This window comes from Sneathia sp. DSM 16631, from assembly GCF_014892235.1.
GTDB classification, from domain to species: domain Bacteria; phylum Fusobacteriota; class Fusobacteriia; order Fusobacteriales; family Leptotrichiaceae; genus Sneathia; species Sneathia vaginalis.
The window spans coordinates 48877-59291 of record NZ_JADBHL010000004.1 but is presented as its reverse complement, the minus strand read 5'-3'; the positions used below and the strand labels follow the sequence as shown (position 1 = coordinate 59291).

13 protein-coding genes and 8 pseudogenes are annotated in these 10415 nt (G+C 28.5%); 19 read left to right on the top strand and 2 right to left on the bottom strand.

Features of this window, described 5'->3' with window-relative positions:
• The 17 genes and pseudogenes from IMK15_RS02965 to IMK15_RS02905 form a co-directional block, all read left to right on the top strand.
• Positions 1-393: pseudogene (locus IMK15_RS02965) on the top strand (GMP synthase (glutamine-hydrolyzing)); the annotation flags it as partial.
• A gap of 127 nt (positions 394-520) precedes the next feature.
• Entirely contained in the window at positions 521-859 is a 339-nt protein-coding gene (locus IMK15_RS02960) for a PadR family transcriptional regulator (protein ID WP_192941829.1), read from the top strand.
• Entirely contained in the window at positions 852-1424 is a 573-nt protein-coding gene (locus IMK15_RS02955) for a DUF2812 domain-containing protein (protein WP_192941828.1), read from the top strand. The genes IMK15_RS02960 and IMK15_RS02955 overlap by 8 nt, the downstream gene beginning before the upstream one ends.
• A gap of 138 nt (positions 1425-1562) precedes the next feature.
• Positions 1563-1823, top strand: coding sequence for an ATP-binding cassette domain-containing protein (locus IMK15_RS06620; protein WP_192941827.1), 261 nt, complete (start codon positions 1563-1565; stop codon positions 1821-1823).
• Complete coding sequence (locus IMK15_RS06615) at positions 1765-2067, top strand: ATP-binding cassette domain-containing protein (RefSeq protein WP_192941826.1); 303 nt, start codon at positions 1765-1767, stop codon at positions 2065-2067. Before IMK15_RS06620 ends, IMK15_RS06615 begins: the two co-directional genes overlap by 59 nt.
• Positions 2063-2458, top strand: a pseudogene (locus tag IMK15_RS02940) (GMP synthase (glutamine-hydrolyzing)); the annotation flags it as partial. The gene IMK15_RS06615 and the pseudogene IMK15_RS02940, both read left to right, overlap by 5 nt.
• A 137-nt stretch (positions 2459-2595) precedes the next feature.
• Entirely contained in the window at positions 2596-3279 is a 684-nt protein-coding gene (locus tag IMK15_RS02935; protein ID WP_192941825.1) for a peptidase E, read from the top strand.
• A 194-nt stretch (positions 3280-3473) separates the two neighbouring features.
• Positions 3474-4186, top strand: a pseudogene (locus IMK15_RS06710) (KilA-N domain-containing protein).
• A 146-nt stretch (positions 4187-4332) separates the two neighbouring features.
• Positions 4333-4470, top strand: a pseudogene (locus tag IMK15_RS06705) (ORF6N domain-containing protein); the annotation flags it as partial.
• Positions 4471-4649: 179 nt separating this feature from the next.
• Positions 4650-4694: pseudogene (locus tag IMK15_RS06700) on the top strand (hypothetical protein); the annotation flags it as partial.
• Between the two features lie 12 nt (positions 4695-4706).
• On the top strand, positions 4707-4985 hold the full coding sequence (locus IMK15_RS06490; protein WP_226869185.1) for a hypothetical protein: 279 nt from the start codon (positions 4707-4709) through the stop codon (positions 4983-4985).
• 17 nt (positions 4986-5002) lie between these two features.
• Entirely contained in the window at positions 5003-5164 is a 162-nt protein-coding gene (locus IMK15_RS06485; protein ID WP_226869184.1) for a hypothetical protein, read from the top strand.
• Positions 5165-5189: 25 nt separating this feature from the next.
• Entirely contained in the window at positions 5190-5513 is a 324-nt protein-coding gene (locus tag IMK15_RS02915; protein ID WP_192941824.1) for a hypothetical protein, read from the top strand.
• Between the two features lie 160 nt (positions 5514-5673).
• Positions 5674-6393: pseudogene (locus tag IMK15_RS06610) on the top strand (DNA cytosine methyltransferase).
• A 52-nt stretch (positions 6394-6445) separates the two neighbouring features.
• Positions 6446-6505 (top strand): annotated as a pseudogene (locus IMK15_RS06660) (hypothetical protein); the annotation flags it as partial.
• Positions 6506-6613: a DNA cytosine methyltransferase gene (locus tag IMK15_RS06605; protein WP_264291107.1), complete on the top strand. Its 108-nt coding sequence runs from the start codon at positions 6506-6508 to the stop codon at positions 6611-6613.
• Positions 6614-6650: 37 nt separating this feature from the next.
• Positions 6651-6833: pseudogene (locus tag IMK15_RS02905) on the top strand (DNA-binding protein); the annotation flags it as partial.
• A gap of 59 nt (positions 6834-6892) precedes the next feature.
• Here the strand turns inward: IMK15_RS02905 and IMK15_RS02900 are convergent.
• Positions 6893-7801, bottom strand: a complete 909-nt coding sequence (locus IMK15_RS02900) for a virulence RhuM family protein (protein WP_226869180.1) — start codon at positions 7799-7801, stop codon at positions 6893-6895.
• Between the two features lie 226 nt (positions 7802-8027).
• Between IMK15_RS02900 and IMK15_RS02895 the strand changes: the two genes are divergently transcribed.
• Both IMK15_RS02895 and IMK15_RS02890 read left to right on the top strand, forming a co-directional pair.
• Positions 8028-8216: a helix-turn-helix transcriptional regulator gene (locus IMK15_RS02895; RefSeq protein ID WP_192941823.1), complete on the top strand. Its 189-nt coding sequence runs from the start codon at positions 8028-8030 to the stop codon at positions 8214-8216.
• A 16-nt stretch (positions 8217-8232) separates the two neighbouring features.
• Positions 8233-8682: a hypothetical protein gene (locus IMK15_RS02890; protein ID WP_192941822.1), complete on the top strand. Its 450-nt coding sequence runs from the start codon at positions 8233-8235 to the stop codon at positions 8680-8682.
• A 74-nt stretch (positions 8683-8756) separates the two neighbouring features.
• Here IMK15_RS02890 and IMK15_RS02885 read toward each other — a convergent pair whose 3' ends face one another.
• Positions 8757-10358, bottom strand: a complete 1602-nt coding sequence (locus tag IMK15_RS02885; RefSeq protein ID WP_192941821.1) for a DNA/RNA helicase domain-containing protein — start codon at positions 10356-10358, stop codon at positions 8757-8759.
• Between the last annotated feature and the right edge of the window lie 57 nt (positions 10359-10415).

Genomic DNA, 10415 nt, shown 5'->3' with positions numbered 1-10415 from the left:
GAATTAATAAAAAGACATCCATTCCCAGGGCCTGGTTTAGGTATTAGGGTAATAGAAGAAGTTACAGAAGAAAAAGTTAGACTATTACAAGAAGCAGATAATATATTTATAGAAGAATTAATAAAAAATGATCTATACGACAAGGTAAGCCAAGCATTTGTAGTGCTATTACCTGTTAAAACAGTAGGTGTTATGGGAGATGTTAGAACATATGAATATGTAGTAGCGATAAGATCAGTAAATACTATTGACTTTATGACTGCAACATTCTCAAGACTACCATATGAATTTTTAGAAATAGTTTCAAATAGAATAGTTAATGAAGTTAGAGGAGTAAATAGAGTAGTATACGATATTTCATCTAAGCCTGCTGCAACAATTGAGTGGGAATAGTGGAAAAAAAAGACCGTAGTTTCAAGCTGCGGTCTTTTTTTTAAATAATAATTACGTTACACATACTACTTGACGCGTAGTATGTTTGGTGATATACTTTAGGTAATTAGATACGGGGGTGTTGATAATGGGTGATAATTTAGAGAAAAATATTCCTTTGACAGAAACGATGTTTTTAGTTTTACTAACAATGCTAGAAGAAAACTATGGTTATAAAGTTTCACAAGAGGTCGAAGAAATAACTGGAGGAAGAATTGTTTTAGGTCCAGGTACACTGTATGGTGCGATAAACAATCTTAGCAAAAAAGGCTGGATAAAGTTAGTTGATAAAGATAAGGAGAGTGGAAAAAAAGTCTATATAGCAACTGACATTGGAAAAGAATTAGTCTTATTAGAGATTGATAGGATGAGAACTTTAGTCTTAGAGGGGGAAAAGAAATTAAAGAAGGAGGGAAATTATGTATAAAATAAGAGTTTTTATGAATCCAATAGAAGGCAGAGAAAAATACATTAATCAAATTGCAAGTGAAGGGTATCGTCTGGTAAAAAGTGGATCAATTTTACATGAATTTGAAAAAACTAATTTAGATTACAAATATTCAGTACAGTATGTCGGATATATGAGTAATACAGAAAGAAAAAAATACTCTGATTTTTTAAAGGAAATGAATTTTAAAGTTTTTACTGCTCCACTTAATATTGGAAAGTTTAGTTTAGGCAACGTGAAATTAAGACCTTATAACTCACCCGAAGCTATGATAGCTACTTATCCTGGAATGATTAATAAGGAGATCTTGATAATTGAATCAGATGGAAATAAAGAAATTCCAGTTTTTTCAGATAGGGAAAGTAAGAATTTAGATATTAATAGGAGAAAAGCACCATATTATTATCTTATCACTACCTCTGTCCTTTTGATGGTCTTAGGTTTATTTAAGGTAATTAATTATAAATCAATAATTTTAGGAACAATTTTATTTATATTATCAAGTCATGGCTTATATAAATTGTACTCAATTAAAGAAAAGTAAATGAGAAAATTATGAATGAATTTTATGAAATGATTAGACCGATGCTACCAGTTTATATAGGGGATTTACAGTATATTTAGTGCTTGTGCAGATAATTGGTCCTATAGCATATTTAGCAGTAGGTAGAAAGAAATATTGATGGAAAATTTATTAGAAATTTCAAATCTAACAAAAAAGTATGGTCACGAAAAGATACTAAGTGACTTAAATTTATCTATTCCTAAAAATTCTATAATTGGATTGATAGGAGAAAATGGAAGTGGTAAGACTACGTTAATGAAATGTATATCTGATATTATCCCATCATATAGGAAAAACTTCTTATATACCAGATGTACCAATGTTTTACCCGTACATGACTGGATTAGAATTTTTATATTTTTGCTCTCAAGTTTCTAAAAAATCGAAAAAAATGTGTCCAGAAGACATTTTATATAAAATAGGTCTTTCGCAAGGTAATGGAAATAAATTAATTTCAAATTATTCTAGAGGCATGAAGCAAAAATTAGATATAGGTTTATCTCTTATTTCAGAAACTGACTTGATGTTATTAGATGAACCGACATCAGCACTAGATCCATTAGCTAAAAATGAATTATTAAAGCTTATAAAGAAACAAAAAGGAAATTTTTCAACTCTATGAGTTAATAAAAAGACATCCATTCCCAGGGCCTGGTTTAGGTATTAGGGTAATAGAAGAAGTTACAGAAGAAAAAGTTAGACTATTACAAGAAGCAGATAATATATTTATAGAAGAATTAATAAAAAATGATCTATACGACAAGGTAAGCCAAGCATTTATAGTGCTATTACCTGTTAAAACAGTAGGTGTTATGGGAGATGTTGGAACATATGAATATGTAGTAGCGATAAGATCAGTAAATACTATTGACTTTATGACTGCAACATTCTCAAGACTATCATATGAATTTTTAGAAATAGTTTCAAATAGAATAGTTAATGAAGTTAGAGGAGTAAATAGGGTAGTATACGATATTTCATCTAAGCCTGCTGCGACAATTGAGTGGGAATAAATGAATATTTCATAATGGGAATTTTGAATATGCTAGTGGGTTTCGTATTATAATATTATAGAGGAAAAGAGATATAAAAATATCAGAAGTTCAAGACTTTTACTAAAGGAAAAAATTTTAAAAATAGGAGGAATTTTATGATTATAGCAATTGGAGGCGGAGAAGTAGCCTTAAATGAAACTTATGAGATAGATAAATTTATTGTAGAGTCAGCAAAAAAAGAAAAACCAAATTTTCTATTCATTCCGACAGCAAGTAAAGATGCTGAGGCTTATGTAACAATTATTAATAAATTATATGGGGAGTTAGGATGCAAAACTGACACCTTGTATTTATCAAACACAAAAGTAAATACGGAAGAGGTTAATCAAAAAATTGAAAATGCTGACATCATCTATGTTGGCGGAGGCAATACCCAATATATGATGAAAGTTTGGCAAGAATATGGTGTAGATAAAGCGCTAATTAGAGCTTATAAAAGCGGCAAAGTACTCTCTGGCTTAAGTGCAGGCTCTATATGTTGGTTTATTTCAGGACATAGTGATAGTGAGTTTATAGAAGATATTGAAAACCCAAAGCCTATATGGGTTAAAGGCTTAGGCATTATTCCCTATTTGCATTGCCCTCATTATGATGAGCCTGACAGAGTAGGTTTTGATGAGTTTTATGCTGGACAGCTAACAGATGCGATTGCAATAGAAAATCAGGTAGCAATTGTTTGGGATAATTATGAAATGAAAGTGATTAAATCTAACCCTGAGAAAAATGCCTATATACTTTCTTGGAGTGATACAGGTTTGAATAAAGAAGTGTTATTATAATTTTTTGTCTGATACTGGGACTAGGATGGGACAAAAAAATTGAAAACGTCCTATAATTAGATGGATTTAATGGTATCAGAAAAAATAGAATCTAGTATTTTGAATGGTTTGGTATATATCGGACGTTTGGAAAAGAAGAATGGGAATAGTGGCAAAAAAAGACCGTAGTTTCAAGCTGCGGTCTTTTTGCATAGATATATCTTACATATAAAGGCTTTGATATTGAGGTTTACACAGAAGATTTTAAAAATGATTATATAAGTCTTACTGATATAGCAAAATAAATATCTTGGAATTTGGGAGCAGTTAAATAATCCAGATTTTAACCCCCTCGAATTTGTACTGCACCTCCAATCTTGTGTCCAACTTTTTGGGGTCAGTACAATTCGAGGGGTATTTAAAAGATACTGATAGTAATGCTTTTACTTTATCACCTCAAAAGTGGCAGAAAACAACTAATGCAGTAGGTCTATTCGTAAAGTTGGGTAGATATGGTGGTACATATGCTTATAAAGATTATCAAAGACTTAAAGAAGATGAAAAATCAAAACTATCTCTTACTTGGAATCTACATAGAGAAATATTAAAGATTAATTATAAGATTCATACAGATGAGCAGTTATCATTTAAATATGCAAGTGAAACAGATATGCTTAATGTTGCACTCTTTAGTAAAAGAGCAAAACAGTGGCGTTAAGAAAATCCAGACTTAAAAGGGAATATGAGAGACTATGCAAGTCTTAATGAACTATTAGTACTTGCTAATATGGAATCCTATAATGCAATTTTAATTGAAAAAGGATTAGAGCAAAGAGATAGAATGATTGAACTTAGAAATCTTGCAAAGACACAACTTATATCTTTAGAGAAATTAAACCAATTAGACATTAAAAAACTACCTAAGTAAAGTTATTATAGAGTTTTGTCTGGTACTGGGACGGGACAAAATTGGGTATTTTACTTTCCAGACGAATATTATTTAAATCTTTAAAAATCACAGTGGTAATGTTATAATGGATTGTAGAAAGTTTGTAAGCAAGTAATGATAGATTCCCAAAACATTTTTATTTTCAATTAACAGAAGAAGAATATGAAAACTTGAGATTCCAAAATGGAATCTCAAGTTCCAATAATAATTATGGCGGTAGAAGATATATGCCATATATATTTACAGAACTGGGAATGTTATAAAATAGATAAAAATATGAATAAGAAAAATTTGGAGAATGCTTGTAAATTATCTCCTGTGACTATATCTAAATGTGTAGAGGAGAGTTTGTAAGCATGGATATTTTATATCGTATCAGAACCAAATTAGGTGTTTATTTTAGAGATATGGTTTCAATTATAGAGCAAAAGAAATAAAAAACTTGAGATTCCAAAATGGAAGCTCAAGTTTCAATAATAATTATGACGGTAGAAGATATATGCCATATGTATTTACAGAACAAGGTATTGCTATACTTTCTGTTGTACTTAAAAGTGAAGTAGCAGTGGAAGTAAGCATTAAAATCATAAATAGTTTTGTGGAGATGAGAAACTTTTTGCTTTCTAACGGAGAGATGTTCGCTCGTATTGACAGAGTGGAGTTAAAACAATTGGAAAAAGATAAGAAGCTGAAAAGTAAAATATATTTTTCGATGGGCAAATATATGATGCATTTAGATTTATTGTGGGACTTATCCAGAAGGCTAAGAAAGAAATAATCTTGATTGACAATTATGTGGATATCAATACCTTAAAAGATATAGCAAAATTTAATGCTCAAAAAACTACTACGGATTTTCATGGTGCTTCCATCAAAGATGCTGGTAAAAAGAGTTTTGGAATTACGAAGATAGAAGATAAGGACTTAGTTAAGAGTCTTGTAAATAAAGTTGGGTAGGAAAAAATAAAAAAAGGAGATAAGTATGAAAAGTTTAAAGTGGTGTATGTGGTATATCATAGCTACATGTATTTGGTTAGTAATATTTCCTGTAACAGGAATAACTGCGTGGGCTTTCATAATTAGTGGTCCACTTACAATATTTTTGAGTATTGTGAAATTCATATTTGAATTATTGAAAATAGACTTACATTGGTTAAATAATGCTAGCATTAGTTTAGGAGTTTACCCTGACCTAATCATTTCTTTAACTGTTGGAGTTTTACTAACCATTATTGGAATATTACTATGGATACTTACTAAGAGAATATATCAATGGTTATGTTCAATAAAGCCTAAAAATTGTTAGTAAAAATGCTATCTTTAATATGAAATAAATCATATGAGGTGGCATTTTTTATTTAAAATTAAAAATATTGGTCATCATTTTATATATAAAATCTTGTTAAAAGAACGTCTTAAATGATATAATTGTAATATAAAATATTTTGAAATAAAGTAGATAAAGGATGAGGTTAATCAGTTTGTTTTCAGGAGCAGGAGGACTTGATTTAGGATTCCAAAAGGCTGGTTATGAGATAGTGGCAGCTAATGAATTTGATAAATCTATTTGGGAAACATATGGAAAAAATCATGAAACAAAATTGATAAAAGGTGATATATGTAAAATACCTTCTGATGAATTTCCAGACTGTGATGGGATTATAGGAGGACCACCTTGTCAATCATGGAGTGAAGCTGGTGCACTTAAAGGAATTAATGATCCTAGAGGGCAATTGTTTTATCAGTATATAAGAATTTTAAAAGATAAAAAAACTAAATTTTTACTTGCTGAGAGAATGTAAAAGGAATGATGGCAAAAATACATAATGATGCAGTAAAAAAATATAGTTTCTCAATTTGAAGAAGCTGGATATGATGTATTTATTCATTTGTTAAATGCAAGTGATTATGGTGTTCCACAAGATAGAAAAAGAGTCTTTTATGTTGGATTTAGAAAAGATTTAAATATTAAGTTTAATTTGCCACCTAAACCCTATGATTATAAATTGACTTTTAGAGATGCAATTTATGATCTAAAAAATAGTGCAATTCTAGCATTAGAAAAAAATAAAACTAATGGAGATAATTGTAATTTCTCAAATCATGAATATTTTATAGGTTCATATTCCCCAATATTTATGAGTAGAAATAGAGTACGTGACTGGAATGAACAAGCAAATATTTGAACCAGGGGAAGAAGAATTATATAGAAGATTATCTGTTAAAGAATGAACAAGAATACAAGGATTTCCAGATGATTTTAAATTCTATTATACAAATTTAAATGATGCCTATAAGATGATAGGAAATGCAGTTCCAGTAAACCTTGCATATGAAATGGCTAAAGCTATTGAATTAGCATTAAATAAATATAATGTATTTTCTTATCCTATTTTTAAAATATAAAATGCATCTGATTATTAAGTTGAAATGGAGGTATACTATGTGTTATGAAGAAATGAAGAATATTATAAAAAGCATGGCAACTGAAAACTATGAAGGCTTTATAAAAGCATTAATTAGTTTTGAAAAAGGAATCAATGATGAAGAAGTATTAGATAAGTTATACCAAGAGTATATGGATAATGATAATATTAGCCTACTTAGTGATGAGTTTGATTATTTAGCTTAGTTATAAGTGTATATGCTAAAATGGGGCATTCCGTTAAGGCCTGCCCTATCAATTTATTTTTCTAAATCTTTAGTATTATCCTCTAGTTCTAGGAACTTATCAAAATCACTCTTGTAGAGTCTATCTTGTATAATTCTATATTTTTCAAACTCACTCTCTGCGTGTTTTTTAGCAAGAGCTGCAGATACTTTTCCAGCATCATTTAAAATTTCTTTATCCCATAATTGTAAAAATCCATTTAATCTTTTTTCCCAATCTTCCATTGTCATCGGGATATGTCTTTCTGCTTGCATTTCTGCCATGTCTAAATAAGCAGATACTATTCTTTGCATTTGATTTAATTCTTTTTCGTTTAGATAATTTTTTGCAACGACTACATCATATTTATGAATTTTTGAATCTGGTGATCCTTCCCAAGTTGTAAGTCCCATATTTTTAGTTTTGTGATTAGCTCTATCTACAATTAATTCAGCTGCAGTTTTTCCGTGAATTGCGTAGTGCAATTTATTTTGAATAGCTGCAAAAAATCTTTTTGTTGCTTTTGCAGATGGGTCATAGTCTAAAGATGTGGCATAAATATCTGTGATTTTTTGATAGAATCTTCTCTCAGATAATCTAATTTCACGAATTTTTACAAGTAATTTTTCAAAATAATCCTTGGTAAGTTTTGTGCCAGAATTCTTGAGTCTTTCATCATCCATTGCCCACCCTTTAATTGTAAAATCTTTTACAATTTGGTTTGCCCACTTTCTAAATTGGACGGCACGTTCATTATTTACTTTAAACCCTACTGCAATAATTGTTTGTAGGTTATAGTGTTTTGTGTTATATGATTTTCCGTCATTTGCAGTTATTAAGTATTTCTTAATAACTGAATTTTCGTCTAGTTCATTATCGTTAAATATTTTTTTTAGATGCTGATTTATTGCCGATACACTTACATTATAAAGAGCTGCCATCATCTTTTGAGTTAACCAAATATTTTCATCTTCATATCTAATTTCAATGACGGAATATCGATCTAGTGAACTATTAAGAAATTCTTAATAGTTGCTCTTTATTTTTATCCATTTCTTTACTCATAATTATTTTCGAGTATAAAAGTAAAAAAAGCAAAGCACGCTTGACAAAAAAAGTAAAGCAAGCTATACTATATATGTAAAGCAAGCTTGCTATTGGAGGAAAAAAATGAAAAATACAATTTCTCAATTAAGAAAACAACATAAAATAACTCAAGAAGAATTGGCAAATGAAGTTGGAGTAACAAGACAGACCATAACTTCCATTGAAACTGGAAAATATATAGCGTCACTGCCGTTGGCTTTTAAAATTGCTAAGTTTTTTGATATGAGTATTGAAGAAATATTTAGTATATAGGAGGATGATTATTAATATGAACAAATTAGAAAAATATAAAAAAGAAATAGGATTTAGAATTAATATTTTATTATTATTATGTATACTAGCCTTACTTGCAGTTGTTATTGGCAATTTTTATTTAAAATATAAATTTCCATTAAAAGAATATATGACAGATTATGTAGTAGGATTTTTTATTGGAATTGAATTAGCATGTGTATTCTATATGTCAATGTTTATTAAAGCATATAGGAATAAAGATATATTGGAAAAGATGTATATTAAAGAAACAGATGAAAGAGTGATATTAATAAAGATGAAGTCAGGAGAAAATATAATACCTATATTTTCAATGATTATTGTAATTGTTTCTTTAATTGTAGCGTATGTAAGTTATGAAGCCTTTTTAGCGTTAATGATAGTTGCAATTGTACAAATAATATTTTCTAAATTATTAAAAATATATTGGTCAAAAAAGATTTAAAAAGGTATTAGACGATAGAAATTAAAAACTCTATCGTCTTTTTGACATACAAGTTTTAGTATAGGACACACTTCTTATTTTTTTTGAAGTTTCATTAAATAGTTTCTCAAGTTTTCATCACATGCATAAATGTATAATCCATTAACACCACGTGTCATAAGGATTCTTAATTCGTTTTTAGAAAATATTTCAGCAAAACTTTGTTTTACATTCTTAGTAGTTGTACGGTTTTCTGTCATTTTACGAGATACTTTTTTTGAAGTGTCATACACTATTTTCCAATTTTCATATTTAATTGATGGTCCTAATATTACACCAGCATAATTTAGATCAAAACCTTGTATAGTAAATGTAGAACCAACTTCATTTATTGTTTCTTTTTGTTCAGCCCATGCATCATTTTTATTGCTTGATTTATGAGGTATAACATTATTCCATGGCATATGCCAGTCACCTATATTTACACAATTATATTTACTAGCTTCTTCTGCTACCATAGAAATATCTTTATTCTTAAAATTATAGTTCCAGTCATATGTAGCTATAAGTCTAGATAATTTAGTCTTATCATTATTTGCCTTATTTCTAATAGCTTCATCAAGTTTATCTGGAGTGTCAAAGAACTTTATTTCATAATTACCTAAGTTAGTAGGTAATTCATTAATTATACCGTTTTCAATAAAATTATTTATCCAATCAAGAACTTCTTTGGAACTATTTATTCTTAATTGAGTCTTTAAATGTATTACTGGAAATTCAGACATATTTCTAAATTTATTAATGTCACTATCAGATAAATATTGTTCGGTTGTAAGCATTTGATTTTCATCAAACATAGCAATAGTAACTTTAGCTTTTTTTACAATGTCTTCTAACATATTATTACATTTTTTATTTGTCTTATTATACCCTTGTGTTGATTGAGTTAAAAGAAGATGAGCTTCATCAACAAATACGATATCAACTAAATCTGTTTTATCTTTTGCGTAATTTAAAAATTTAATAGGCTTAAGAACTTTACCGAAGTCTTTACATAATTTTTCAATTATTTGTTCATATACTTTTAGTTGTTCATCATGATTAACGAGCATACAAACATTTAGTGTTTTACCATTTTCTATATTTTCATTAATTTCTTTGTTTCTAAGAACCAATTCATAGAATATACTACTATTTAATACTGTCTTACCAGTTCCAGGATTACCTTCAACAAAAATTAGCTTATTTTTTGCTTCTTTATCAGCTAGTATTATATCTAATTTTTCTAATATATTATTTCTAATCTTAAGTTGTTCTTCTGTTAGTTTATGAAATGGAGAAGCTTTAAATAGTGCAGAAGATTCAATAATATTTTTATCAATAAATAGATCTTTATTGTATTCATGCAATTTATTCCAAATGTCACTAAAAATATCAGGGAATTCATCTGATGTATAGTATTCTTTTTGAGGATTACCTCTACCATTACAAACATTTTCAACAGTATCTATTGAAGTTAAATAAAGCATTAATTTATTTTCTATATCTAATGTTAATGATTTATTGAAATGTTCGTGACCTATTATGTATAAACCAGCATTATTGAGATTTTTTTGCCAAGAATTATTATTCTTTTTTAAAACTTCATAATGTTGTTCAGTTCTTCTACATATATCATTTGTTTCTCCAATATACACGCTATATTTATTTCTATTTTTTCATCTTTAGTACAAGAATTTTCTATAAATTTTATT